This window comes from Cohnella sp. AR92 (genome assembly GCF_003990975.1).
In the GTDB taxonomy this organism is placed as follows: domain Bacteria; phylum Bacillota; class Bacilli; order Paenibacillales; family Paenibacillaceae; genus Cohnella.
Genome location: NZ_RZJR01000019.1, coordinates 1 through 24330 on the forward strand (window position 1 = coordinate 1; position 24330 = coordinate 24330).

The 24330-nt window shown below is 58.1% G+C and carries 24 protein-coding genes and 1 pseudogene; 19 read left to right on the plus strand and 6 right to left on the minus strand.

What is annotated here, in order from left to right:
* A pseudogene (locus ELR57_RS24575) lies at positions 1-466 on the plus strand (hypothetical protein); the annotation flags it as partial.
* A 147-nt stretch (positions 467-613) separates the two neighbouring features.
* On the opposite strand, the gene ELR57_RS28130 reads toward ELR57_RS24575, so the two are convergent.
* Positions 614-772, minus strand: a complete 159-nt coding sequence (locus tag ELR57_RS28130) for a hypothetical protein (protein WP_192896614.1) — start codon at positions 770-772, stop codon at positions 614-616.
* A 126-nt stretch (positions 773-898) separates the two neighbouring features.
* Entirely contained in the window at positions 899-1063 is a 165-nt protein-coding gene (locus tag ELR57_RS28135) for a hypothetical protein (RefSeq protein WP_192896615.1), read from the minus strand.
* A 212-nt stretch (positions 1064-1275) separates the two neighbouring features.
* Between ELR57_RS28135 and helD the strand changes: the two genes are divergently transcribed.
* Genes helD through ELR57_RS24590 form a run of 3 tightly spaced genes read left to right on the plus strand, consistent with a single transcriptional unit; the run spans position 1276 to position 6608 of the window.
* Positions 1276-3657: an RNA polymerase recycling motor HelD gene (gene helD / locus ELR57_RS24580; protein WP_126962001.1), complete on the plus strand. Its 2382-nt coding sequence runs from the start codon at positions 1276-1278 to the stop codon at positions 3655-3657.
* Positions 3654-5504: a DNA helicase RecQ gene (recQ, locus tag ELR57_RS24585; protein WP_126962003.1), complete on the plus strand. Its 1851-nt coding sequence runs from the start codon at positions 3654-3656 to the stop codon at positions 5502-5504. Before helD ends, recQ begins: the two co-directional genes overlap by 4 nt.
* On the plus strand, positions 5505-6608 hold the full coding sequence (locus tag ELR57_RS24590) for a M24 family metallopeptidase (protein ID WP_126962005.1): 1104 nt from the start codon (positions 5505-5507) through the stop codon (positions 6606-6608).
* Between the two features lie 48 nt (positions 6609-6656).
* On the opposite strand, the gene ELR57_RS24595 is transcribed toward ELR57_RS24590, so the two are convergent.
* A complete protein-coding gene (locus tag ELR57_RS24595) occupies positions 6657-7580 on the minus strand; it encodes a proline dehydrogenase family protein (protein WP_126962007.1) in 924 nt (307 codons plus the stop codon).
* 129 nt (positions 7581-7709) lie between these two features.
* Between ELR57_RS24595 and ELR57_RS24600 the strand changes: the two genes are divergently transcribed.
* The 15 genes from ELR57_RS24600 (at position 7710) to ELR57_RS24670 (ending at position 22241) form a co-directional block, all read left to right on the plus strand.
* Entirely contained in the window at positions 7710-8783 is a 1074-nt protein-coding gene (locus ELR57_RS24600; protein WP_158630155.1) for a lactonase family protein, read from the plus strand.
* An 87-nt stretch (positions 8784-8870) separates the two neighbouring features.
* Positions 8871-9662 carry a lipase family protein gene (locus tag ELR57_RS24605; RefSeq protein WP_126962011.1) on the plus strand — a complete coding sequence of 264 codons (792 nt, stop codon included), beginning with the start codon at positions 8871-8873 and terminating at the stop codon, positions 9660-9662.
* A gap of 171 nt (positions 9663-9833) precedes the next feature.
* Positions 9834-10715: a LysR family transcriptional regulator gene (locus tag ELR57_RS24610; RefSeq protein ID WP_126962013.1), complete on the plus strand. Its 882-nt coding sequence runs from the start codon at positions 9834-9836 to the stop codon at positions 10713-10715.
* A gap of 157 nt (positions 10716-10872) precedes the next feature.
* On the plus strand, positions 10873-11760 hold the full coding sequence (locus tag ELR57_RS24615; RefSeq protein WP_126962015.1) for a transporter substrate-binding domain-containing protein: 888 nt from the start codon (positions 10873-10875) through the stop codon (positions 11758-11760).
* Positions 11761-11814: 54 nt separating this feature from the next.
* The gene (locus ELR57_RS24620) at positions 11815-12624 is read left to right on the plus strand and encodes an amino acid ABC transporter permease (protein WP_126962017.1); all 810 of its coding nucleotides are present in this window, start codon (positions 11815-11817) and stop codon (positions 12622-12624) included.
* A complete protein-coding gene (locus ELR57_RS24625) occupies positions 12621-13331 on the plus strand; it encodes an amino acid ABC transporter permease (RefSeq protein WP_126962019.1) in 711 nt (236 codons plus the stop codon). Before ELR57_RS24620 ends, ELR57_RS24625 begins: the two co-directional genes overlap by 4 nt.
* Positions 13328-14080: an amino acid ABC transporter ATP-binding protein gene (locus tag ELR57_RS24630; RefSeq protein WP_126962021.1), complete on the plus strand. Its 753-nt coding sequence runs from the start codon at positions 13328-13330 to the stop codon at positions 14078-14080. Before ELR57_RS24625 ends, ELR57_RS24630 begins: the two co-directional genes overlap by 4 nt.
* A 30-nt stretch (positions 14081-14110) precedes the next feature.
* Complete coding sequence (locus ELR57_RS24635) at positions 14111-15124, plus strand: LLM class flavin-dependent oxidoreductase (protein WP_126962024.1); 1014 nt, start codon at positions 14111-14113, stop codon at positions 15122-15124.
* Between the two features lie 24 nt (positions 15125-15148).
* Positions 15149-16414, plus strand: a complete 1266-nt coding sequence (locus ELR57_RS24640) for an amidohydrolase (RefSeq protein WP_126962026.1) — start codon at positions 15149-15151, stop codon at positions 16412-16414.
* A gap of 13 nt (positions 16415-16427) precedes the next feature.
* Positions 16428-16940 carry a DinB family protein gene (locus tag ELR57_RS24645; RefSeq protein WP_126962028.1) on the plus strand — a complete coding sequence of 171 codons (513 nt, stop codon included), beginning with the start codon at positions 16428-16430 and terminating at the stop codon, positions 16938-16940.
* Between the two features lie 72 nt (positions 16941-17012).
* The gene (locus ELR57_RS24650; RefSeq protein WP_370452346.1) at positions 17013-17537 is read left to right on the plus strand and encodes a GNAT family N-acetyltransferase; all 525 of its coding nucleotides are present in this window, start codon (positions 17013-17015) and stop codon (positions 17535-17537) included.
* A gap of 17 nt (positions 17538-17554) precedes the next feature.
* Positions 17555-18880 carry an LLM class flavin-dependent oxidoreductase gene (locus ELR57_RS24655; protein ID WP_126962032.1) on the plus strand — a complete coding sequence of 442 codons (1326 nt, stop codon included), beginning with the start codon at positions 17555-17557 and terminating at the stop codon, positions 18878-18880.
* A 155-nt stretch (positions 18881-19035) separates the two neighbouring features.
* Positions 19036-19503: a cupin domain-containing protein gene (locus ELR57_RS24660; RefSeq protein ID WP_126962034.1), complete on the plus strand. Its 468-nt coding sequence runs from the start codon at positions 19036-19038 to the stop codon at positions 19501-19503.
* Positions 19504-19989: 486 nt separating this feature from the next.
* Entirely contained in the window at positions 19990-21054 is a 1065-nt protein-coding gene (locus tag ELR57_RS24665; RefSeq protein ID WP_126962036.1) for a LacI family DNA-binding transcriptional regulator, read from the plus strand.
* A gap of 20 nt (positions 21055-21074) precedes the next feature.
* Positions 21075-22241, plus strand: a complete 1167-nt coding sequence (locus tag ELR57_RS24670; RefSeq protein WP_126962037.1) for a sn-glycerol-1-phosphate dehydrogenase — start codon at positions 21075-21077, stop codon at positions 22239-22241.
* Between the two features lie 142 nt (positions 22242-22383).
* Here ELR57_RS24670 and ELR57_RS24675 read toward each other — a convergent pair whose 3' ends face one another.
* From ELR57_RS24675 to ELR57_RS24685, 3 genes are all read right to left on the minus strand, one after another.
* Positions 22384-22590 (minus strand): helix-turn-helix transcriptional regulator, encoded by a 207-nt coding sequence (locus ELR57_RS24675; RefSeq protein WP_126962039.1) that lies wholly within the window; start codon positions 22588-22590, stop codon positions 22384-22386.
* Positions 22583-23038, minus strand: a complete 456-nt coding sequence (locus ELR57_RS24680) for a hypothetical protein (RefSeq protein ID WP_126962041.1) — start codon at positions 23036-23038, stop codon at positions 22583-22585. Before ELR57_RS24680 ends, ELR57_RS24675 begins: the two co-directional genes overlap by 8 nt.
* A gap of 182 nt (positions 23039-23220) precedes the next feature.
* A complete protein-coding gene (locus ELR57_RS24685; protein ID WP_126962043.1) occupies positions 23221-24153 on the minus strand; it encodes an AraC family transcriptional regulator in 933 nt (310 codons plus the stop codon).
* Positions 24154-24330 lie beyond the last annotated feature (177 nt).

A 24330-nucleotide genomic window follows, 5' to 3' on the forward strand; every position in this document is an offset into this window, starting at 1 on the left:
GATCGTCGAATTGTATGGCTACCGGTTCAAGATCGAATGTACGTTTCGGGAAATGAAGCAAGTGATCGGCGCGTTCGGCTATCGCTTCTGGAGTACGTCGATGCCCAAGGTGAATCGTTTCCGCCGCAAAGGCGAAAGCGATCCGCTGGAGCAAGTGACGAGCGAGTCGGATCGGCAGCGGATTCGGTTGACCCTTCAGGCGATCGAAGGCTTCGTCATGTGCAGCGTCATCGCCACGGGCATCGTACAGTTGATCGCTCTACGCTTTTCCGGTCAAACGCCTGCACTGTTCTTCCGTTATTTGCGTACGCCGTCCAAGTCCATCGTCTCGGAGGCGACGGTAACGGCATACTTGCGCAAGTCGATTTTTCGCCTGTTTGCCCAAAATCCACAGTTATCCATAACGAAAATAATCCGTTCCAAGCAAAATTCGTCCGATTTTGACGCCAATTCAATGGCTTCTTAAGCTTTAGAACTTTTTACTGTCCAGTAGAGAAATAAATATGAAAAATCGAATACATTCGCCAACCCTGGCGTGAAGCACAAAATCTGCCCGCGAAGCCGGTCGTTGACCGGACGGGCAGATTGGATAGCGCGCTGTCATGCGGAAATCTTACTGCGGACGAATCCGGACGACGCCGATGTCCGTCGCGTTGATAGAGATGGCGTTGCCGCCTTGGTTGATCGAAGCGTTCGCGGTTTGGCCGACCTTGACGTTGGTTTTATGGCTGCTCCACTTCACCGTGCGGCTGGATTTGTTCTTCTTCAACATGGCTCACCTCCTCTCGCGAGGATGGGGGATGAGCGGGCGAAGGCTGGGCAGACAGAGAATGGGCGGATAAAGACTCGGGGGATGAGAATTGGGCAGATGAAGGATGGGCAGGCAGAGGCTGGCGGATCAGCGCCTGCGGCCTTTGGACTTGGCGATCTTGATGTTCAGGGCATTGCTGGCAAGGGCGTTGCCGATAAAAGAATGGGCGGAGGCGGACTGACGAATCTGGATGACCAGATAGTGCTTGTCGCCTACCCGATAGCGGAAAGTCTTCACGCGGGTTCGGTTCACGCGGATCCTCCTTGTCTGTCTTGTCTCCTGTACAGGTTATGCAGCGAATGTCCAAGCCGAAGCGGCGCGTGCTGAAGGCAATCGTACGACCTTTGTCGAATAGGATAGGGTAATCGAGGGGCGGACAACGCGGCGAAGAGCTTGCACTCGGAGAGCGAGCATGATAAAACAAAGGGATATTGATGTTGGCAAGCTGTAAGGAAGGACGTGAAGTGTTGGAAAAGTCGGAAGTCAATCGGCAGGAAGAGACGGCGAGGTTGGCGGAGGTTCTCGGAGTCATCGACAGACGGCTCTATAAGGAGCTGTCCGTTCTAGGGGATCGGCGGGGCGATGTCGTCGGGATCCGGCAGGAATTCTGGGACGACGTCAGCTTCAACTTCTCGGATGCGACGGAGCTGGGGGAGACATGGAGCAGCATCGTGCAGCAAGCCGAGCTGCTGGCGGAACGGGAGCGCAGCCACCGGGTCGCGTCGACGGCGGTGGAGCGGCTGGCCTGGCAGCACGACAACCCTTATTTTGCGCGGATCGACTTTATGGAGGGACAGGGAACGGACGGCGAGCCGAATCCCGTCGAGCAGATCTACATCGGCCGCTCGTCGCTGATCGCCGAGGACGGCCAGACCTTCTTGATCTATGACTGGAGAGCCCCGATCTCGAGCTTGTTCTATGACGGCGAGCCGGGACCGGTACGCTATGAGACGCCGGGCGGGACCATCGAAGGGACCATGACGCTGAAGCGTCAATTCGTCATTCGCGGCGGCCAACTGAAGCATGTGTTCGACACCGACGAGACGATCGGGGACGACATTCTTCAAGCGGTGCTGTCGGAGCGTTCGGATACGTCCATGAAGAGCATCGTGGCGACGATCCAGAAGGAGCAGAACCGGATCATCCGCGACGAGAAGCACAAGCTGCTTGTCGTGCAAGGAGCGGCGGGTAGCGGGAAGACGTCGGCGGCGCTGCAGAGGATCGCTTATCTGCTGTACCGTTATCGCGATACCCTGACGCCGGACCAGGTCATTCTGTTCTCGCCGAACCCCGTATTCAAGGGATATGTCTCGCGGGTTCTGCCCGATCTGGGAGAAGCGAACATGCGGCAGATGACGTTCCGCGAGCTGATCGAATCGAGGCTCGGCCGGCGCTGGGAGGTCGAGGACCTGTTCGCGCAGACGGAGGAGCTGGCAGCCGCGAGCGGGACGGCAGAAGGCGATTCGCGGGAAGCGGCGGCCCGATACAAAGGGTCCGAGCACTTCTTCACGACCGTGAGGAATTACTTGGATCGCCTCAAGACGGCCGGCGTTCGCTTCCGTCCGCTTCGCTTCCGCAGCGGTACGATCGTCTCCGCGGAGGAGATGGCGGCGAAGTATTACGGTGACTTGGGCCGCGAGGATTTCGGGGATCGGCTGCTCAAGCTGAGACGATGGCTCAATGAACGGCTGAACGCTTGGATCGAGAGCCAGATCGGGGAATCGTGGCTGGAGGAAGCGGCGGAGCTCGCGGACGATGAGGATATCCAGCGAATCTACGTTCAATTGCGGCGCGAAGGAGGCTTCCATGACGAGGCGTTCGACGACGAGGATCGCATGACCGAGCTGCTCATGCGCAGGGTCGCCGAGCAATCGATCGGACCGCTTCGCAAGGCGGTGAAGGGCTTCCGCTTCATGGACCCGATGGCGACGTACCGCGAGCTGTTCCGCAGCCGCACGCTGTTCACGGCATGCGCCCCCGACGGCAAGCTGCCGCCGAAGTACGAATGGATGGCTCTCCGCGCGGATGAGACGCTCGGCCGCAAGATGATCGATCACGAGGACGCGACGCCGCTGCTCTTCGTCATGGAAGCTCTCGAAGGCTTCCGCAAGATCGAAGGGGAGGTCAAGTACCTGTTCGTCGACGAGGCGCAGGATTATTCGCCGTTCCAGGCGGCGTTCCTCAGGAGACGCTTTCCGCACGCGCGACTGACCGTGCTCGGCGACTTCAACCAGGCGATCTACGCCCAAGCGGAAGAGAGCGGAGGCTTCGGCGGCTGGACGCGTCTGGTGCCGGAAGCGGACACCGCCGTCTGGCGGCTGACGACGAGCTACCGCTCGACGCGGCCGATCGTGGAATTCTCGAAGCGAATCCTGACGCCGCAGGATGCGGAGAGCATCGCTCCCTTCAACCGGGAAGGCGAATATCCCCGCATCCTCTCGTGCCGCGACAGCTCCGAGCTCGCGCAAGAGATTGCCGCCAGAGCGACGGAGCTTCTGGAGGCGGGCTACGCGACGATCGGCATTATCGCGAAGACCGCGGTCGAATGCGGGAATGCCAGCGCCTTGATCAAGGAGCGGCTGCCGGACGAGACGCCGGTGACCCTCGTGACCGGGGGCTCGGCGAAGCTGCCGAAGGGCATCTCGATTCTTCCTTCTTATCTGTCGAAGGGAATCGAGTTCGACGCGGTGCTTGTCTGGGATGCGTCCGCCGAACGTTACGGAAGAGAACAAGATCGCAAGCTGCTCTATACGGTGTGCACCCGCGCGCTTCACGTGCTGGACGTCTATTACGCCGAAGAGCTGTCGCCGCTGCTCGCGTTCGCAAGACAGGAGGCGGAGCGATGAGTCTCGAAGCTTATCCGAGCCCGAACCGCATGGAAGACGCCAGACGGGCGCTGCGGCGATTCTTCGGCTACGATTCCTTCCGCAAGGGGCAGGAGACGCTGGTCTCCGCGATATTGGCGGGCCGGGACGTGCTCGGCGTCATGCCGACCGGAGCCGGCAAGTCGATCTGTTACCAGCTGCCGGCCGTGCTCCTTCCCGGAGTGACGCTGGTCGTGTCTCCGCTCATCTCCTTGATGAAGGATCAAGTAGACGGGCTTACGGAGACGGGAATTCCGGCAACCTACATCAACAGCTCGTTGTCGGCCAAAGAAACGAACGATCGGATGCGCGGGATCGAGGAAGGGCGCTATAAGCTCGTTTATATCGCTCCCGAGCGGCTGGAGTCGGAGCGATTCCTTAACTTGATCGGACGGATCGAGGTCCCGTTGATCGCCGTCGACGAAGCTCACTGCGTCTCTCAATGGGGACACGATTTCCGTCCGAGCTACATGGGCATCGTTCGCATCCTTCCGTATCTGGAAAGCAGGCCGGTCATGGCGGCGTTCACGGCGACCGCGACGGACGTCGTCAAGGAGGACATCCTGGAGCGGCTGCGCCTGCGCTCGCCCGAGCGCGTCACGACAGGGTACGCGAGGGACAACCTGGCGCTGTCGGTCGCGAGAAATACGGACAAGCGGGAATTCCTCGTTAAGTACATCCGGGAACGCACCGGCCAATCGGGCATCGTCTATGCGGCCACTCGGCGAGAGGTGGAGGCCTGTCAGCAGCATCTCGCGAAGCTCGGACTCCGCGTCGGCAAGTATCACGCCGGAATGACCGAGGACGAGCGTTCCGCCGTACAGGACGCGTTCCTGCGGGACGACCTGCAGATCATCGTCGCGACGAACGCGTTCGGCATGGGCATCGACAAGTCCAACGTTCGTTACGTGGTCCATTACAACATGCCGAAGAACCTGGAGGCGTATTACCAGGAAGCGGGGCGCGCCGGCCGCGACGGGGAGCCGGGCGAATGCGTGCTGCTCTTCTCCGCGGCGGATACCGTGACGCAGAAGTTCTTCATCGAGCAGAGCGAAGCGGACGAGGAACGGAAGCGCAATGACTATCGGCTGCTGAACGACATGGTGGAATATGCGAATACCTCGGATTGCCTGCAGCGCAGCATCGTGCGCTACTTTGGCGAAGAGGGCGGGGAGCCGTGCGGACGGTGCGGCAACTGCACCGACACGCGGGAGCTTCGCGACGTGACGGAAGAAGCGAAGATTATTTTCTCCTGCGTGGCAAGAATGAGGCAGCGCTTCGGCGTGACGCTCACCGCCAAGGTGCTGCGGGGAGCGAATGACGCGAAGATCCGCCAGTTCGGGTTCGATTCGCTGACGGTGTACGGAATGATGAGCAAGACGCCGGAGAAGGAGCTTGTCCGGCTGATCCACGAGCTGATCGCCGACGGTTACCTGCGGCTGACGGACAGCCAGTACCCCGTCGTCCAGCTGGCGGAGCGGGTTCGGGGCGTCATCGAAGGAACGGAGCGGGTGATGAGCCGCGTCGAGCCGGAAGCTCAAGCGACAAGAAGCCGTTCGCGTTACGGAGGAGGCCGCGCGGACGGCTCGGAAGCGCCGTACAGCGAGGAGCTGTTCGCCAAGCTTCGCGAGCTGCGCAAGAAGCTGGCCGATCGGGAGGGCGTGCCGCCGTTCCTCGTCTTCAATGACGCGACGCTGCGGGAGATGTGCCAGAGATTGCCGGCCTCCGAGCAGGAGATGCGGGAGGTCAAGGGGATCGGCGAAGCCAAGTACGCCAAGTACGGCGCCGAGTTTCTGCGCTTGATCAGCGAGAATGGGAGTGAACAGTAAATGAGCACGATTTACCATACGAGAAGGAAGAAGACGTTTGAATTTCTGAAGGAGAAGGGAATGGACGCGGCGCTGCTCACGTCACCTTCGATGATCTATTACTTAACGGGATTCCGCTCGAATCCCCATGAACGGTTCCTTGCGCTGCTGCTCGACGCCCGTTCCGAAGAGGAGACGCTGTTCGCTCCGATGCTGGACGCCCAAGCGGCCAGCGAGCAAGGCACTGTCGATACGATCATTCCGAGCGGCGATACCGAGAATCCTTACGAGAAGCTGAAGCAGAAGCTTGGGGCCGCCCCGGCCAGTCTCGCTATCGAGAAGAGCAACGTCACCGTGGACAAGGCCGAGCGCCTTCAAGACGTCGCTCCGGGCGCCCGATTCGAGGATCTTACTCCGTTCTTGGAAGCAATGCGCATGCGCAAGACAAGAGATGAGGTCGAGAGGGTTCGGCTTGCCGTCGAGACGATCGAAAAGGTCATGAACCATGCGCTCACCCATGCCGTCGTCGGCATGACCGAGCTTGACCTGACCGCGGAGCTGGAATATCAGATGAAGCGCTTCGGAGCCGACAAGCCGTCGTTCGATACGATCGTTCTCGCCGGCCGTCGTTCCGCGCTGCCGCACGGCACTCCGGAGAACGTGGCGTTTCAAGAGAACGATTTTCTGCTGATCGATATGGGCGTCGTCGTGCAAGGCTACTGCTCCGATATCACCCGCACGTTCATCATGGGAGAAGGAACCGCGGAGCAGGAAGCGATCTACGAGGCCGTTCATGCCGCGAACCTTCGAGGCATCGAAGCGGCTCGCGCGGGCCGGACTCTGGCCTCCGTGGATAAAGCCGCGCGCGACGAGATCGAAGCGAGAGGCTACGGGAAGTACTTCACCCACCGGGTCGGCCACGGCTTCGGGATGGACATCCACGAGTATCCTTCCGTGCACGGAGACAATCGGGAGCCGATCGAGACCGGCCTCCTGTTCACCGTCGAGCCGGGCATCTACGTGCCGGAGATCGGCGGGGTTCGCATCGAGGACGACCTCTACATCAAGGAGGACGGCACCGCCGAAGTGATCACGACGTTCACGAAGCATCTGATCCGTCTCTAAGAAGAAGCTCGGATTTCCTGCTTTGATCCAGCCTCTATCTCCTATCCTCTACCGGAATAGGTTCCGAACGACAAGCCACAGATTGCCGGGTTTCTCCGCGAGCCTCCGGGTGAAGTAAGGATACCATTGCCTGCCGTACGGAACGTAGCAGCGAACCTGATAGCCCAAGCCGGCCAGCTTCGCCTGCTCTTCCATGCGCAGGCCGTACAGCATCTGGAATTCGAACAGGCTCCGGTCGATACCGGTTCGTTCCGCGTACGAGCGGACTTCGCCGATGACCCGGTCGTCGTGCGAGCCGATCGCGACGAACGCCCCGCTGTCCAGATGCAGCCGTATAAGCTTATGAAGCTGAAGGAGAATGTCTTCGGAATTCGCGAAGGCAATCTCCTTTTTCTCTTGATATGCCCCTTTGACCAGCCGCAGGGCAATCCCCTCCTGAAGGAGCCGGGCGGCGTCTTGCTCGCTGCGGAAGAGGTACGATTGAAGCACGGTGGTCACGTTCGCGAATCCCTCTTCGCGCAGCTGCCTGACGAGATCCAGCGTGGCTTCGGTATACCGCGAATCCTCCATGTCGAGGCAGACGGAGGTACCGGCCTTCCGGGCCCGTTCCGCAATCTGCCGGACGTTGCGCAGGCAGCATTCCGGATCCAGCGCGAGGCCCATCTGCGTCGGCTTGACCGACACGGTCGATCGGGCTTTCTGCAGCCGGATGCCGTCGAGCAGCCGAAGGTATTCCTCCCGGAAGCCCGCTGCCGCGTTCAGGCTGCGAACCGATTCTCCCAGATGATCGAGCGTCGCCGAGATGCCGATCCGATTCAATCGCTGAACCATCAGCAAGGCGCTGGTTCGATCCTCTCCGGCAACGAAGCGGCTGGCAAGCCGGGCGCCGAACCGGGTGACGAGCCGCTCGACCAGACGATTCCCGAAGAGAGCCAGCATCAGCCTCCGATAAACCGCGCTCCCACGTCCCATGCTCCCCGCCTCCTTTGGCTCACAAGCATTTTATCCCTATTCTATTCAATGAGACCCCGATTCAGCTTCCAAAAAGATGCTATAATATTCGCTATATGCCTACTAGCCGAGAAAGGCGGTTGTTCAACCATGCCATGGAATGCGAATGCGTCCGTCATTGCCCCGATCGTCGTCGGAACGTACGATTCTTCCGACCGGGAAGGGATTCATCTGATTGCCTTGAACGGCGAGACGGGAGAGATCAAGCGGATCGGAGGAGTTGCCGGGGTGGAAAATCCATCGTTCGTCGCCGTACATCCCAGCAAGAAGCGAGTTTATGCCGTGAGCGAAACCGATGACGGAGGAATCGTCTCCTACCGTTACTCTTCGGAGGTGCAGACGCTGTCCGAGCTGAATCGCCAGCCTTCCCGCGGCGATGCGCCCTGCCATCTGCGAGTGGATGCTTCCGGCAGTTGGCTGGTAGCGGTCAATTATATGACGGGAAGCGTATGCTTGTACCCGATTATGGAGGACGGATCGATCGGTCCGATCTCGGACCAAGCCGTTCATGAAGGCAGCAGCGTTCGGACGGATCGGCAGGAGGCGGCCCACGCCCACTCGATCTTCCCGATCCCGGGAACGAAGGAGTGGATCGTCTGCGATCTGGGCACGGACGGCCTCTATATTTATCGAATCGAGGAGCCGGAAGGCAAGCTGAAGCTGTTGAAGCGCTTCGATACGGCCAAGGGCGCCGGACCGCGGCATACCGCGTTCCATCCGAGCCTTCCGATCCTGTATGTGGTGGAGGAGCTGAGCTGCGCGGTGTCGGCTTACGAATACCGGGCCGCGGATGTCGAGCTCCTTCCACTGCAGACAGTGCCGACGCTTCCGGCGGACTTCGAGGGCGAGAATACGTGCGCGGATATCCACCTGACCGAGAGCGGCGAGTTCCTGTACGCGTCGAACCGCGGGCATGACAGCCTAGCCGTCTATCGGGTGCTTGAAGACGGGAAGCTGCAGCCGCTTGGACAGGTGTCCGCGGGCGGACGGACGCCGCGAAGCTTCGCCGTGTTCGGCGATCGATGGCTGCTCAGCGCCCTTCAGGATTCGAACGCGATCGTGTCCTTCCGAATCGGCGAAGACGGAATTCCCGTGCCGGCCGGGCATTCGATCTCGGTCGTCAAGCCGGTGTCGCTGGAGCTCGTTCCTTCGCGGTCGGAATAAGCGAACCATCGCCAGCGATTGTTCGCCGTTAGTCAAGCACCGCAGCCCTTCCCTCCTAATAAAGTATAGGGGGAAGGGGTGGGGAGAATGGGAACGAACGCATTCGACGTGCGCAAAGCCATCCTGCTTGCGGGAGTGTGCAGCCAGACCTATAAGCAGTACGAACATCCGGACGGCAGCTTCATGGTACCCGCCCCTTATCGGGCGGTCGCGGCATTCGACGCCCAATCGCTGAACCGCAACCGCGAGCTGTTCGGCTTCATCCTGGAGTCGGAGGACGAGGTCGTCGTCGCGTTCCGCGGAACGAGCTCGACATCCGACTGGCTGTCGGACGCGATCGCCTCCCAGATAAGCTACCCCTATTGCAAGAACGCCGGGCAGACGCATCGGGGCTTCACCCAGATCTACAAGTCGGCGCGGCATGGCATCATGAGCGTTCTCAAGAATATGAGCAGGGAGAAGCGGCTTGTTCTGACGGGGCACAGCCTCGGAGGAGCGCTGGCGACTCTGTGCGCGATGGATGTCGCGGAGAACGTACCTTTCCGCTCTTATGCTCTGTATACATTCGGATCGCCGAGAGCCGGAGATCCGAGCTTCGTCCGGGCGCTGGCGGATGGCGTGGCCAATTCTCATCGCGTCAGCAATCTGTTCGATGCGGTTCCGTACCTGCCGCCCGCCGTGTTCCGAATGCCCAGAAGCAGCAAGGTATACGAATACAGGCACGTCAAAACCGCGGCTCCGATGGAATTCCGCAAGCGGACGATGTCGGGCAACCATGTGATCGGGAGCTACTTCTGGGAGCTCTCGAAGAAGGATCCGACCTATGCTGCGTCGCTCTGCGCGGCGAATCTCGGCTTCTGTCCCGCGAGGCCGCAATAAGCAAGCGAAGAAACCGTTCCCGACGGCAGCCGGGGACGGTTTTTTTGGCCTGTCACGATTCTGCGAGGACTTGGCGGAGAAGTCTGATATTGACAGATAAAGCCAATCCGGCGTAACATGGATAAAATCAATATCTGAGTTATCTAATCGGAAAAGTGGGATGTGGTGCAAATGAACATCGAGAACATGGAAGCGTTCGTGTACGTCATCCATTACGGCAGCTTCAACAAAGCGGCGGATGCGCTGTTTCTGTCCCAGCCTTCAGTGACGGCTCGCATTCAATCGCTGGAGCGGGAGCTCGACTGCCGCTTGTTCGACCGGATCGGCAAGCAGGTGCAGATGACGGATGAAGGCAAGCGGTTCCTTCCTTACGCCCAGCAGCTGCTGCAAATCTATCGCAAAGGGAAGCAGCACGTCCAACACAAGCAGCAATTGCCGAACGAGCTGAGAATCGGATGCACGGTGTCTGTCGCCAATTATTTGATTCCGGGCTTGCTGCCCGAGATGAAGCTTCGCTATCCCCAGATCCAGTTCAAGCTGCAGACCGGAACGACGGACGAATTGGCGAACAAGGTGTTGAACAAGGAAGTGGACATCGCCTTCTCGCGTCCCGTCAGCCACCCCGGGATCCGTTCGATCAAACTGCTGCTCGATCCGATCCGGCTTCATGTGTACGCGGGGCATTCTTTTCTGCAGGAAGAGAACTTAAGCATCGAGGCTCTCGGCGACGAGCCGCTCGTCTTCTTCGAGTGCGGGGCTCTCGATTGGCTGCGAATTCATCGGGTATTCGAGTCGCTGAATCGGCCGCCCCGAATCGAGTTCCAGACCGACAATTCCGAGACGGCCAAGAAGCTGGTCCTCCAGAAGGCGGGCATCTGCTTCCTCCCGGGCATATGCGCGAGACAAGAGGTCGAGGAGGGCAAGCTGTTTCCGATCGATTTTCCCGAGACGTCCGGAATCTCCATGCAGACGTGCGCGATCTCGCTGCAAGGCGAGAACACGGAGATCCTTCAAGAGTTCGCAGCCATTCTCAAGTCTCGGGCAAGCGACTGAGCGAGCGATTCAAAAGTTGAATTCATCGATAGATTTTCTCTATTAGAAGTTGCATTGACGCTTTCTTCCCCGGGTGATAAATTAGTTTCAACATAATTCTTACTTATCGGGTAGGAATTATAAGTTATCGTACATTCCAAAGGTGGAGGGTCCAAAAATGAAAAAAACATTATCGGTTTTAACGGCGGCAATCAGCTTAGCGGTGGTGCTGGGCGGCTGCGGCAACAATAATTCGAACAATGCTTCCGGCTCGCCCCAAGCTTCGGCATCGGAATCGGCTAAGGCGTCGACGCCGGCGGCGGCGTCGCCAAGCGCCAGCACGGAGAGCTCGGCCCCAGCGGAAGTGAAGAAGATTATCGTAGGAACGGGAACGCAATTCCCGAAAGTGGCCTTTCTGGACGATAAGGGAAAGCTGACGGGCTTCGACGTTGAGCTCGTGCGCGAGATCGACAAACGTCTGCCCGGCTACGAATTCGAGCTGCAAACCTATGATTTCGCCAACCTGCTGCTGAGCCTTGAGACGAAGAAGATCGACTTCGTCGCCCACGAGATGGAGAAGAATCCGGAGCGCACGGAGAAGTACCTGTTCAACAAGGAGCCTTATGCTCACTGGTCGAACGAGATCATCGTCGCCAAGGACAACGACTCGATCAAGAATCTTGACGACCTGAAGGGCAAGAAGGTTATCGTCGGCGCGACGAGCGCGGAAGCGCAGATTCTCGAGAACTATAACAAGGAACACGACAACGCGATCAAAATCGTTTATTCGAGCGGAGGCTCGGCGGACTATGTCAACCAGATCACAACCGGACGCGTAGACGCCACCATCGGCGCGAACTTCACGCTCTCCCTTATCGACCCGGATGGCAAGCTGAAGACGGTCGGCGACCCGCTGAGTTCCGCGGATATCCTGTTCGTCTTCCGCAAGGACGATCCGGATGAGCAAGTCCTGGCGGATGCCATCGACGGAGCGATCAAGGAGATCAAGCAAGACGGCACCCTGGGGAAGCTTAGCACGGAGTGGCTCGGCGCGGACTTCTCGTAAAGCCTCTCGTTAATCGGTCGGCCATCGTTTGAATCAAGGGAAGGGGGGAAACGAATGCCCGGCGCCAAGTTCGATATCGCGTATGTGTTCGATTATTTTCCCAAGCTGCTCTCCACGCTCAATCTAACGCTTACGATCGTAGGCTTGTCTATCTTGTTCGGGTTGGGCGTCGGTTTTCTCGTCGCCCTCCCCCGTCTTTACAAAGTCCCCGTTCTTAAGCGAGTGTCGCAGGTGTATGTCTCGTTCTTCCGAGGCACGCCGATTCTTATTCAACTGTTCTTGATCTACTACGGTCTTCCCGAACTGCTCAAGCTCGTTCATGTGGACGTCACCCGTACGCCGGTTCTCGTCTTCGTCGTGGCGACGTATTCGCTGCATGCCGGGGCATTCCTCTCGGAGATGATTCGCGCCGGCGTGTCGGCGGTCGACCGCGGTCAAGTCGAAGCCGCCTATTCGGTCGGGATGAGCGGATTCCAGGCTTTCGTCCGCATCGTCCTTCCGCAGGCGCTGGCCATCTCGCTTCCGGTCTTCGCGAACCTGGTTATCGCGACGCTCAAGGAAACCTCGCTCGCTTTCTCCCTTGGCATTATGGAGATGTCGGGCAAGGCGCAGACGCTCATCACGCTGGGGCAGCATTTCGTGGAGACCTATATCGATCTGGCCCTTATCTACTTTGTCATCAGCTTCGCCCTGGAGCAAGCGTTCCGGCTGCTGGAGCGCCGCATGCTGCGGCATGAACGGCGAGAGTCGTCCTCGGAACGAAGGTTCGGCTGGAAGAGCCCTTCTCTGCGGGGATTGCTGGCCAAGACACCTAGAGCGCAGGCCAAGACGTCTAGAGCGCAGGAAGGGAGGACGAGAGCATGAAGTTGGACCCGGCCTTTATCTGGACAGCGTTCGTCAGTCTGCTGTCGGCAGTGCCGACGACGCTCTTCATCACCGTTGTATCGGTGCTGGCGGGATTCGTGTTCGGAACGGGAATCGCGCTGCTGCGGCTCTATCGGGTTCCCGTGCTGAGCCAGATCGCGACCGGCTATGTCACCTTTATCCGCGGCACGCCGATGCTTACCCATCTGCTGCTCATCTACTTCGGATTGCCGGCGATCATCGACTCGGCGGCGAAGAGCATCGGATCTTCTTTCCGGTCGGTAGAGATTCCTTACATCGCCTTCGCGCTGATCGCCTTCACGATTACCGCCAGCGCGTATCTGTCCGAAGTCGTTCGTTCCGGGCTGCTCTCCGTGAATCGAGGCCAGCTGGAAGCCGCCCATTCGATCGGCATGACGACGCCGCAGGCGCTTCGCCGTATCGTGTTCCCGCAAGCGTTCGCCGCCAGCCTGCCGAATCTGACGAACAGCCTGATCGGGATGCTCCACGGTTCCACGCTCGCTTTCACCGTATCGGTCGTCGAGATCTTCGCCAAGGCGCAGATCGTCGCGTCGACGAATTGGAAGTTCTTCGAGGCATATATCGCCGCCGCGATCATCTTCTGGGGATTGACCGTGCTCATCGAGCAGATCGCCGCGCGCATTGAACGAAGAATCAATGTTTACAACCGAGGAGGAGTCGCATGATCCAGCTCAGCCGAATTACGAAGACGTTCGGCCGCCAAGAGGTGCTGAAGGGCATCGATCTGACGGTTGAGAAAGGAGAGGTCGTCGCGATTCTAGGACCAAGCGGCTCCGGTAAGACGACCCTGCTCAGGTGCATTAACTTCTTGGAGCGGCCGAGCGGAGGAACGGTGGCAATCGGAGACTACAAGGCGGATGGCAGACACCCTTCGAAGAAGGACATTCACGAATTGCGTCTAAAGTCCGCGATGGTCTTCCAGCATTACAACCTGTTCCGCCACAAGACCGCGCTGGAGAACGTGATGGAAGGGCTCGTCGTCGTGAGGAGAATTCCCAAGGAGGAAGCGCGGGCGAAGAGCATAGCCGTCTTGGAGAAGGTGGGGCTTGGCGCGAAGATCGACGCCTATCCGAGCCAGCTGTCCGGCGGACAGCAGCAGCGCGTCGGCATCGCGAGGGCGCTGGCGCTGGAGCCGGAGGTCATCTTGTTCGACGAGCCGACGTCCGCCTTGGACCCGGAGCTTGTCGGCGAGGTGCTGGAGGTTATCCGCAAGATCGCGAAGGAAGGCATTACGATGATCGTCGTGACGCACGAGATGGGCTTCGCCAGAGACGTGGCGAACCGCGTCGTCTTCATGGATGAGGGCGTCGTGGTCGAAGAAGGCGATCCGAAGGAGATCTTCGCCAGGCCCAAGGAAGAGAGAACGCGGCAGTTCCTTAGAAGAATAACGCCGGAGCCCAACTATTCGATCTGAACAGGGAGCTTCGCTTGAGGAGGATATCGAATGAGTCTGAAACTTAGCATTCTGGACCAGAGCCTGATCAACTCCGGAGAAACGGCGGAGCAGGCGCTGCGGAATACGATCGAGGCTGCGAAGCTGGCCGACGATCTCGGCTACCATCGCTTCTGGGTATCGGAGCATCATGATTCCGAACAATTGGCCGGCTCCTCGCCGGAAGTCTTGATCTCCTACTTGGCCGCGAACACGAAGCGCATTCGGGTCGGCTCGGGCGGCGTCATGCTTCAGCATTACAGCCCGTATAAGGTCGCCGAGAACTTCAGCCTGCTGTCGGCGCTCGCTCCAGGGCGCATCGATCTCGGGATCGGACGCGCGCCCGGAGGGCTGCCGAATTCGACGAGGGCGCTGCAACGCGGCGTGACCGAGCCGCTCTCGCTGAACGAGAAGGTAGCGGAGCTGGAGCATTACCTGCAAGGAACACTGCCGGAGGACCACCCGCTTGCGGGAATTCGCGTGACGCCGAAGCCGGAGACTCCGCCGGAGCTGTACCTGCTAGGCGCCAGCGTGGGTAGCGCGGAGCTCGCCGCGGAAGCGGGACGGCCATACGTGTTCGCCCTGTTCATCAACAGCGATCTGGCCGTTGCAGAACAAGCGATCAAGACGTACAGAGAGCGGTTCAATACGGCGAAGGGCACGAAGCCGCAGGCGATTCTGGCCCTATCCGTGATCGTGGCGGAGACCGACAGCCAGGCTCACGAGCTGGCCGAAGAGTTCAAGAACGTAAAGATCCGTCTGGAGAGCGGCCGCACGGTCACGGTAGGCACTCTCGAGCAGGCGGCGGAATTCGTTCGCCAAGCGGACGAATCCTACGAGATCGAAGTGAAGGATGCGGATATCACGAAGGGATCGAAGGACACGGTGAGGGCGAGGCTGCTCGAGCTGCAGAGCCGGTACGAGGTCGAAGAGATTATCGTCACGACAGGGATCAAGGATTTCGGGCTGCGCAAACGCTCCATTGAGCTGCTGCAGGAGGCGTTCGCTCCGATCCGCCAGGCGTAGGACTATCTATTAGGAGGAGTGCGAATGAGCCGCCATTTGACAAATACAGAGGCAGAAAATGAGGCAAAGGCGGCGCAGGAGTCGCTGGCGGCGCGGCTGGTCGCGATCCGGCGTCAGCTGCACGCGAACCCCGAGCTGTCGCACGAGGAATTCCAGACGACCGATTGGATTCGCGGCTGGCTGGAGGAGGCGGGCGTACGCATCCTGGATTACTCGCTCCGCACCGGCGTGATCGCGGAGATCGGCGGAGCGCGGCCGGGACCGACGATCGCGCTGCGGGCCGATATCGACGCGCTTCCGGTGCAGGAGGAGACGGGGCTTCCGTTCGCCTCGCAGAAGCCCGGCCGTATGCATGCGTGCGGCCACGATTACCATACGGCATCCCTGCTGGGAGCGGCGTTTCTGCTGAAGAAGAGGGAGAGCGAGCTCGCGGGAACCGTGAGGCTGATCTTCCAGCCTGCGGAGGAGAAGGCGCACGGCGCGCTCGAGGTCATCGAGAGCAGCGCGCTTGACGGGGTGGATGCCATCTACGGCCTCCACAACAAGCCCGATCTTCCGGTCGGCACGATCGGCATCAAGGAAGGACCGCTTATGGCCGCCGCGGACGGCTTCGTCGTCAAGTTGGAGGGGACCGGCAGCCATGCCGCCGTTCCTGAAGCGAGCGTCGACCCGATCGTCGCCGGCGCCCATCTTATCGCGGCGCTTCAGACGATCGTGAGCCGCAACGTTAGTCCGCTGCAGAGCGCCGTGATCAGCGTGACCCGAATTCATAGCGGCACCTCCTGGAACGTCATCCCGGAGAGCGCGCTTCTGGACGGAACGCTGCGCACGTTCGACGAAGGCGTCCGCGCTCTGGTGAAGGAGCGTTTCGAGCGCATTACCGACGGAGTCGCCGCCGCTTTCGGAGTGAAGGCCAGCGTGAAGTGGATTCAAGGGCCGCCGGCGGTGAACAACGACCGGGTCTTGTCGGAGACGGCCGCTATCGCGGCACGGAGAGTCGGGCTGCAGGTCGTCGTTCCGGCGCCATCGCCTGCGGGCGAGGATTTCGCCTTCTATCAGCGGGCCGTGCCGGGCGCCTTCTTCTTCATGGGAACCTCGGGACCTCACGAATGGCATCACCCTGCCTTCGACATCGATGAGCGGGCGCTTCCGCTGACGGCGGCATTCTTCGCCCGGTTGGCGGAGGATAACCTTGTCCAACTTGGCGGCAAAGACGCCTTATCCAGCCAAGACTTCGCATCTTCGCAAGATGAATCTCCAAACTCTATCCCTAACGACACAACCGTATAAGGAGTGACGATGTATGAGCCTAAGCGATAACGAGCTCGCTAGATACTTAAACGCCCACGAACAGCTGAAGGAAGCGATCGCGGGAGTGGCGCCCGAGCAGCTCAAGTGGAAGGAAGCCCCGAACAAGTGGAGCATTACCGAGGTGCTTACCCATCTGGCCGACCACAACCTGATCGTTTCCTTCCGAATTCGCGAGATTTTGTCCGGTTCCCCGGAACGGCTTCCCGGCTTCCGCCAGGATCCTTGGGTCGAACGGCAATACGGGAATGAGGCGTCTCCTGCCGACATTCTGGCGTTCTATCTCTCGCTGCTGAACTATAATGCGCAGCTGTTCCGCCGACTGACCGCGGAGGACTTGGAGAAAACGGCCGTCAACGCCAAAGGAGACACGGTGAAGCTGAAGGACGTCATTCGTTCCTTTATCGAGCACGTGCAGCATCATCTGGGACAGATCGACCGAATCAAACGGGCTTGGTCCGATGCTTCGGACAGCGTCCGCGCCCAAGAACAAATCCCCCAAAAGTGACGCAAAGCTCTGCACGGGAAATTATATGACATCATTTTTCCTATACGATAAAGAAACAGAGAGGTGACCATGATGGCCAATCCGAACCTGCGAATTCGCGAGGCGAAACAGCAAGACAGCGAAGCGCTCCGCAAAGTTCTGGTAGAAGCATATGAGCAGTACTCGGCGGAGATTGCCGATCAATGGGAGGCCTACAAGGAATCGATCGTGGCCTCGGTTGACGGAGGCTCTCCTAAGGCGCGGCTTGTCGCGGAACTGGACGGAGAGATTGTCGGCAGCGCGCTTCTCTTCGATTCTTCGGCCGAAGCCTATGGAGCGCCGGAGCTCGGCATCCACAATCCCATCATTCGTTTGCTGGCCGTATCCCCGTCGCATCGCGGCCAAGGCATCGCGACCGCTATTATCCGCGAGAGCGTCAGGCTAGCTTCGGAATGGGGAGCGGACACCTTGCACCTGCACACCTCGGACGTGATGGCTCCGGCCGTTCGGCTCTACGAGTATCTCGGGTTCGAGCGAGATTTCGACAAGGACGTGAACAAGGGCGTCAGGCTCGTGAAGAGCTATAAGCTTAGCCTTAAACAGACAGCGTTCCATTAAAGGGAGGAATCGAAGGCATGGCGAGAAAACAACTGAAGTTCGGAGCGATCATTCACGGCGTCGGAGGCAACATCTCGGCTTGGAGGCATCCGGAGGTGCTGACGGACGCAAGCGTAAACTTTAACTTCTACAAGAGTCAGGCTCAGAAGGCGGAGGAAGGCAAGTTCGACCTGGTGTTTATCGCGGACGGTTTATACATCAACGAGAAGTCGATTCCCCACTTCTTGAACCGGTTCGAGCCGCTGACGATCCTCTCGGCGCTTGCCGCCGTCACGAGCAAGATCGGGCTGGTCGGCACGCTGTCCACTTCGTACAGCGAGCCGTTCACGGTCGCCCGCCAATTCGGCTCGCTCGACCATATCAGCGGCGGCCGCGCCGGCTGGAACGTCGTGACCTCGCCGCTGGAGGGCTCGGCGCTGAACTACGGCAAAGACCGACATCCGACTCACGACGAGCGCTATCAGATCGCGGAGGAATATTTGGACGTGACGCGCGGATTGTGGGACTCTTGGGAGGACGACGCGTTCGTCCGGGACAAGGAGAGCGGCGTGTTCTTCGACCCGTCTAAGCTTCACACCTTGAATCATAAAGGCAAATTTTTCTCCGTTCAGGGACCGCTGAACATTGCCCGTTCCAAGCAAGGCCACCCGGTCATCTTCCAGGCAGGCTCTTCGGAGAGCGGGAAGAACCTTGCGGCGAAGGGAGCGGATGCGGTGTTCACCGGCCCGGAGACCCTGGAAGAGGCTAAGGCCTTCTATCAGGACGTCAAGCGCCGGACAGTCGAGCAAGGCCGATCCGCGGACGATATCGTTATCCTGCCCGGCATCGGGCCGATAATCGGCAAGACGGAGGAAGAAGCGGAGCGCAAGTACCAAGAGATCGCGAGCCTCGTCTCGATCGAGAACGCGCTGAATTACCTCGGGCGCTTCTTCGACCACTTCGACTTCTCGCAATTCCCGCTGGATGAGCCGTTCCCGGACATCGGGGACATCGGCAGCAACAGCTTCCGAAGCGGCACGGACAAGATAAAGAAGCAGGCGAAGGAGCAAGGGCTTACGCTCCGCCAGGTCGCTCTGCAGAGCGCGACGCCGCGAGGCGAATTCTTCGGAACCCCGGAGCAGGTCGCGGACCGGATCCAGCTGTGGCATGAAGAAGGAGCGGCGGACGGCTTCATCATTCATTCCAATATCCCCAGCGGGCTGAAGGATTTCGTCGAGCTGGTCGTGCCGATTCTGCAGGAGCGCGGAATTTACCGCACGGAGTACGAAGCGGACACGCTGCGGGGCAACCTGGGCATTCCGATTCCCGAGAATCGCTATGCGCTGGAGAAGGTTCGCGGTTAATTCCCTCTATCCCTCCGCCTACAATCCGAAAAGTCGACTCTTTTCCTCTCAAGCTGGGGAACGGACTCGGCTTTTTTTTCGCCAATTCGGGATCGTTCGAGGTTAACTCTGTATAATAGGGAATAGACAAAGAGAGTTGAAGGAGAGAAACCTGCATGTCCAATAGAACGTTGTCGCCCTTGATCGAGAAGCTTGATCTGCAGCCGCACATAGAGGGCGGTTGGTTCCGCGAAATCTGGAAGTCTTCGTTCGAGATTCCTCATGAGGTGCTTGGAGCAGCCTACTCGGGAGCGCGGGCATCGGCGAGCTCGGTGTATTTCCTGCTTCATCCGGGCGAGGTGTCGGCTTGGCACAAGGTGCTGTCGGACGAGCTGTGGCTTTATCATTCGGGCGGTCCGCTGCTGCTAACGTTTGGCGGAAAAGGCGAAAACCCGGCGGAAGAGGAAAAGCTGGTTCTCGGCATGGATCTGGAGAAGGGGCAGCAGCCTCAAGCTTTGGTGCCCGCGGGAGCGTGGCAGACGGCAACCCCTCTCGGTGACGAGCCGGTGTTTGTATCGTGCATCGTGGCTCCGGCTTTCCATTACGATGATTTCACGCTGATCGATTCCAAGGACAAAGAGTAAGATTCGCGAGGCCGGGCGGAGAGAAGCGAGGATCCTGCCCGGCTTTTGGTTGGGTTAGGACTATTTTGATGGGATATTGAACCCCTTACCGTTCCGAAGTTTTTTATCTGGGCGAAATTAAACGATTAGATTATTGGTTAAATCAACGAAAGCCTAGCAAGTCATGGCGTGGAAAGACGTGTAAGAGAGTACAGGCTAAAAGCCGCTTCCCGGTCGGACGAATCTCCCGCCGGGGAGCGGTTTGTTTCATGTAGGGGATATACGGGCCCCGCGCCGCGAATACCGATAAATTCGGTATTCAGAGGGCAAGCGGTGTGTTCGAAGCACGTCCGCAAGGAGCTTTCACATTACGCAACAACCCCAACAACAACCCAGGCATCAGTCCCCGGCAACACCCCCAAAATGTCCTTGCATTCGAATTGTTAAGAATGATATAACAAAATTAATATATAACTAAACGTTTAACGGGGCGGAGGCGGGCTGCGGATGGGCAGGGTCGGAATCAAAGATATCGCCGCCAGGGCGAATGTGTCTACGGCGACTGTCTCGTATGTGCTTAACGGCACTCGCAACGTGAAGCCGACGACCAAGGAACGGGTGCTGCGCGTGATCGAGGAGCTGAACTTCAAGCCCAACTCGATCGCCCAGAGCTTGAAGAACCGTCGCACCGATACGATCGGCGTCATCGCGGAGGACGTGACCGTATTCAACGTGCCGGAGATCATCGATGGTATCAACGACTTCGCGGACCGGCACGACCTTCATATTCTGTTGACGAACCTGCGGCTGGACAAACGGATCGGCAAGAAGTTCGATCGGGTCGAGAGCTATGCCCGTTACGTCGAGAACGCCGTCTCCGATCTGCAAGGCAAGCAGGTGGAAGGGATCGTCTACATCGGAGTACACCCTCGCGATCTATCCGGAACGATCGACACCCATGGCAAGCCTATCGTTTATACGTACTGTTACTCGCAAGATGAGATCACGATTCAATACGACGACGAACAGGCCTTCTACGACGCGACGGCTTATCTCGTGAATCAGGGCCACTCCAAGATCGCCGTCATCAGCGGGATCCTCGATTCGCTGCCTTCCCGAATGAGATTCAACGGCTACTACAAAGCGGCGAACGAGTACGGGCTGCCCTCTAACCCCCAATGGATTCGAATGGGAGATTGGGAGGCCGAATCGGGCTTTCGCCTGACGCAAGAGCTTCTGGCCTTGGAGGACCCGCCGACCGCCATACTGGCGATGAACGACGTGATGGCCGCAGGCGTTCTGCGCGCCGCTTCGGAGGCGGGAGTATCCGTTCCGCAGCAGCTGTCCGTTATCGGCTTCGACAACCGCGAATTCAGCGAATACCTGACTCCGCGTCTGACGACCTTGGAGCTGCCTCTGCACGAGATGGGCTATCGGGCGATGGAGTCGCTGGCGAAGATCATTCGGGGGGAAGAAGTCGAACGCAAGCTGAGTCCCGCCTGCCGAATCATCTTGAGGGAATCGGTTGCGCCTCCGAGAGAGGCAGCGTTTACGAATGGAATATTTATATAAATAGAGAGGGAGAGTTACGTATGAGTGACATTATGGTGAAGGTACGGGAAGCGGCTGCGCAAATGCCGGGAGTCGATCGAGCGTCGCTGGAGATCGATACCGTAAGAATAGAAGAGGGAGCTCTGCGACAAGCGGCTCCTTACTTGCGCAAGAAAGGCTATGCCAGAATCGGGCTGGTCGCCGACCGGACGACCTACGAGATCGCGGGCAAATCACTGGAAGCGGACATCGCTCTTGCCGGAATCCAGGTTCAGACGATTCTTATCTCGCCTAACGCGCAAGGGGACGTGATCGCTGACGAAGCATCGCTCGTTCAATGCATTCTTGACGCCAAGAGGTTCGGCGCGGAGGCTCTCCTCGCCGTCGGCTCGGGAACGCTTCATGATATCACGCGCTTCACCGCATACGGAATCTCCATTCCGTTTATCTCGGTGCCGACCGCTCCATCGGTGGACGGCTTCAACTCAGTCGGCGCTCCGCTCATTCTGAGGGGAGAGAAGACGACGATCCAGACGATCGGTCCGTCCGCGATTTTCGCCGATCTGGACATCCTGACCAAAGCGCCTTCGGAGCTTGTGGCGGCTGGCTTCGGAGACATGCTGGGCAAATACACTTCCTTGTTCGATTGGAGCTTCGGGAGAGCGGCGGCCGGCGAGATTTATTCCGAGGCCGTTGCGGAGATGACCCGCGGGGCGCTGCAGAAGTGCGTCGATCAGGTCGAGGAGATTGCGGCCCGCACTTCGAAGGGGATCCGGATTCTGACGGAAGCGCTGGTGGAATCCGGCTTCGCCATGCTTCTGCTCGGGCAATCCCATCCGGCTTCGGGAGCGGAGCATCACCTCTCGCATTATTGGGAGATGGAGTTCCTGCGCACCGGGCGGAAGCAAATCCTGCATGGAGCCAAGGTAGGTGTCGCGTGCGCGGTCATAGCGAAGTTATACCGCCGGTTGGCCGAGCAAGGAGAGTTGCCTGCGGTTCCGGCAGACCGGCAGAATATCGTTCGCGATGAGCTGGCTCGCATTCCGGACGCGGACAAGCTCAAGGAGTGGCTGCGCAAGGTTGGCGGTCCAACCGAGACGGAGAACCTTGGAGTTAGCGAGGAGCTGCTGGAGAGAAGCTTGAAGGAGGCCCACCGCATTCGGATGAATCGCTTCACGCTCCTGAGAGCGTATAACGAGAATCGATAAATGCAGCGAATAGGTCAGGCGGACGCCCGTGCGGATGGATACGGAGGAGCACGGCGTCCGCTAAAGTCCGCGAAGGATAAGCCTCATTAGCCAAATATAAGGATTCATACAGCCCCCTAGGCTCCAATGCTTTAGTCCTATGTTACTTCAGAATAAACAATTCTTCGACGGGAAGACCAAGAGCTCTTGCCATCTTAATGGCTAATACTGTACTAGGTATGAACTTGCCATTTTCAATCGTATTAACCGTCTTTCTGGTGACTCCAATCAATTCTGCTAACTGTTCTTGTGTCAATTTCATTTTGGCTCGCTGCACTTTAATCGTATTTTCAAGAACATCTTCACTCATCGCTCAGAACCTCATTTTTGTCAAGAATTAAGTAACTCACTTGGGGACAAATGACGCCGACGATAAGCAATATGTGTAAAACAACTTGGATATTTACTGTAACATACAAGCTAAGCGCGAATAAAATCCCAACTGATCCCAGAATAGCCCAGAAGCCTATTCTAAAGCTCTTAAGTCGAATCATTTGGTAGTACTCATTATTTAATGAAATGGCCAGAGAGCGTTTCTTTTGAATGAGGAACGATGAAAGGACAATCTTTATGAGGTAATAAGCCCAGACAATTCCACTAATAATAGAAATAAAAGTAATGAAGCCCGTGATGAAATTGTTGATATCTAATTGAAAATACCGAGTCAAATACGTAAGTTGCCATAATGCAAAACTTACCAAGCTTCTTTTGATAAATCGTATCCTTTTCTCTTCTAGCTGAGTTGTTTCGGATGCCAATTCGATCTCCTCCTCATCAATGTAACCTACGCTACTCATAATATCACGTTTGTGTTACAAAGAAAAGGGATATAAGTAAAAAATGGAATATTATCTTCACTTTGGATCAAGTCTTGGAGAACAGAAATGGGAAGTTGGTGTAGTTGTATCTCGTTTGTGTGCGTTTGACTTATCCCGGATCCCTAGCCGGATTTGTCCTGGAGCTTAAGCTTGAACTGCTTCGGAGAGCAGTCGTTGTACCGCCGGAACATTTCGTAGAAGTGGCCGATGTTCGTGAAGCCGACCGATTCGGCGATCTCGGCGATGCTTAGGTGCTCGCAAGTGAGCAGAAGCTGCTCCGCTTTCTTGATCCGCTTGAGGACGACGAAGTCGGTGAACGACATGCCCACGCCCTTCTTGAACGTCTTGATAAAATGCGTATAGCTCATATTGACCAGCTTGCTGGCGTCGGCGACCGAGATCCTCTCGTCCAGTCTCTCCTCCACATAAGTCAGAGCGGGCTGAAGCCGCGTCAGCAAGCTGTTGTTGTTATAGTGAAGCTGCTGCCTGTGGTCGTTCCGAAGGAGCTGCAGCAGCATGCTCTTGATCGCGGAGGAGACGGCGAGCTCGTAACCGACCTTGCTCTCGTTCATCTCGACGTAAATTTCCCGGATCAGCTCCGCCATTCTCAGGCGAACGTCCTCCTTCTCCCGGAAAATATAATTCACCGAGCTAAGAGGCCGGATCACCTCGGAGAAGTGCTGCATGCTGTTTAGCGTGCTCGGATCCCAATATTTGCGCAGGTCGATCTGAAAAACGATATAGCTCATGCTGCCGTCGTTCGTCTGGAGAGTCGTGTGAGGCTCCGAAGAACCGAACAAGGCGATATCTCCGGGTTGAAGAGAGATTCTCTCCTCCTTGCAGAAGACGGTAAGTTCCCCCTTCAGGACCAGAAGAAATTCGACTTCCTCATGGTAGTGCCAGCCGGAGTAGCGGGATTGCTGCCAGTTCTGCTCCAGGCGGATTCGGGTCTCATCGGATGCCCGGTTCTGCGCCCCTTCGTCAATCTGCCAGATGCGGATCGCGAGGAATGGATTCTGATAGACAACGTGCTCGTAGAACATATCTGGATGCATGCGGCTCAACTCTCCTTATCGGTGGCATTACACAGAATAACGTAAGATAAGAGTAGCATATAACTTGCCTTGAGAATAGCCGATGGCAGAATACCGGAGAAAAAGAATCGATTTTGTAATCGTTTGCTTCTGCGTCATATCCTACAATGGGAGGCAGAAAGCACAGAGGAGAGGTGC

Coding starts and splice junctions, on each gene's coding strand:
- ELR57_RS28130 (WP_192896614.1), bottom strand. CDS start 772: ATGTTGAAGAAGAACAAATCCAGCCGCACGGTGAAGTGGAGCAGCCAT.
- recQ (WP_126962003.1), top strand. CDS start 3,654: ATGAGTCTCGAAGCTTATCCGAGCCCGAACCGCATGGAAGACGCCAGA.
- ELR57_RS24590 (WP_126962005.1), top strand. CDS start 5,505: ATGAGCACGATTTACCATACGAGAAGGAAGAAGACGTTTGAATTTCTG.
- ELR57_RS24595 (WP_126962007.1), bottom strand. CDS start 7,580: ATGGGACGTGGGAGCGCGGTTTATCGGAGGCTGATGCTGGCTCTCTTC.
- ELR57_RS24600 (WP_158630155.1), top strand. CDS start 7,710: ATGCCATGGAATGCGAATGCGTCCGTCATTGCCCCGATCGTCGTCGGA.
- ELR57_RS24605 (WP_126962011.1), top strand. CDS start 8,871: ATGGGAACGAACGCATTCGACGTGCGCAAAGCCATCCTGCTTGCGGGA.
- ELR57_RS24610 (WP_126962013.1), top strand. CDS start 9,834: ATGAACATCGAGAACATGGAAGCGTTCGTGTACGTCATCCATTACGGC.
- ELR57_RS24615 (WP_126962015.1), top strand. CDS start 10,873: ATGAAAAAAACATTATCGGTTTTAACGGCGGCAATCAGCTTAGCGGTG.
- ELR57_RS24620 (WP_126962017.1), top strand. CDS start 11,815: ATGCCCGGCGCCAAGTTCGATATCGCGTATGTGTTCGATTATTTTCCC.
- ELR57_RS24625 (WP_126962019.1), top strand. CDS start 12,621: ATGAAGTTGGACCCGGCCTTTATCTGGACAGCGTTCGTCAGTCTGCTG.
- ELR57_RS24630 (WP_126962021.1), top strand. CDS start 13,328: ATGATCCAGCTCAGCCGAATTACGAAGACGTTCGGCCGCCAAGAGGTG.
- ELR57_RS24635 (WP_126962024.1), top strand. CDS start 14,111: ATGAGTCTGAAACTTAGCATTCTGGACCAGAGCCTGATCAACTCCGGA.
- ELR57_RS24640 (WP_126962026.1), top strand. CDS start 15,149: ATGAGCCGCCATTTGACAAATACAGAGGCAGAAAATGAGGCAAAGGCG.
- ELR57_RS24645 (WP_126962028.1), top strand. CDS start 16,428: ATGAGCCTAAGCGATAACGAGCTCGCTAGATACTTAAACGCCCACGAA.
- ELR57_RS24650 (WP_370452346.1), top strand. CDS start 17,013: ATGGCCAATCCGAACCTGCGAATTCGCGAGGCGAAACAGCAAGACAGC.
- ELR57_RS24655 (WP_126962032.1), top strand. CDS start 17,555: ATGGCGAGAAAACAACTGAAGTTCGGAGCGATCATTCACGGCGTCGGA.
- ELR57_RS24660 (WP_126962034.1), top strand. CDS start 19,036: ATGTCCAATAGAACGTTGTCGCCCTTGATCGAGAAGCTTGATCTGCAG.
- ELR57_RS24665 (WP_126962036.1), top strand. CDS start 19,990: ATGGGCAGGGTCGGAATCAAAGATATCGCCGCCAGGGCGAATGTGTCT.
- ELR57_RS24670 (WP_126962037.1), top strand. CDS start 21,075: ATGAGTGACATTATGGTGAAGGTACGGGAAGCGGCTGCGCAAATGCCG.
- ELR57_RS24675 (WP_126962039.1), bottom strand. CDS start 22,590: ATGAGTGAAGATGTTCTTGAAAATACGATTAAAGTGCAGCGAGCCAAA.
- ELR57_RS24685 (WP_126962043.1), bottom strand. CDS start 24,153: ATGCATCCAGATATGTTCTACGAGCACGTTGTCTATCAGAATCCATTC.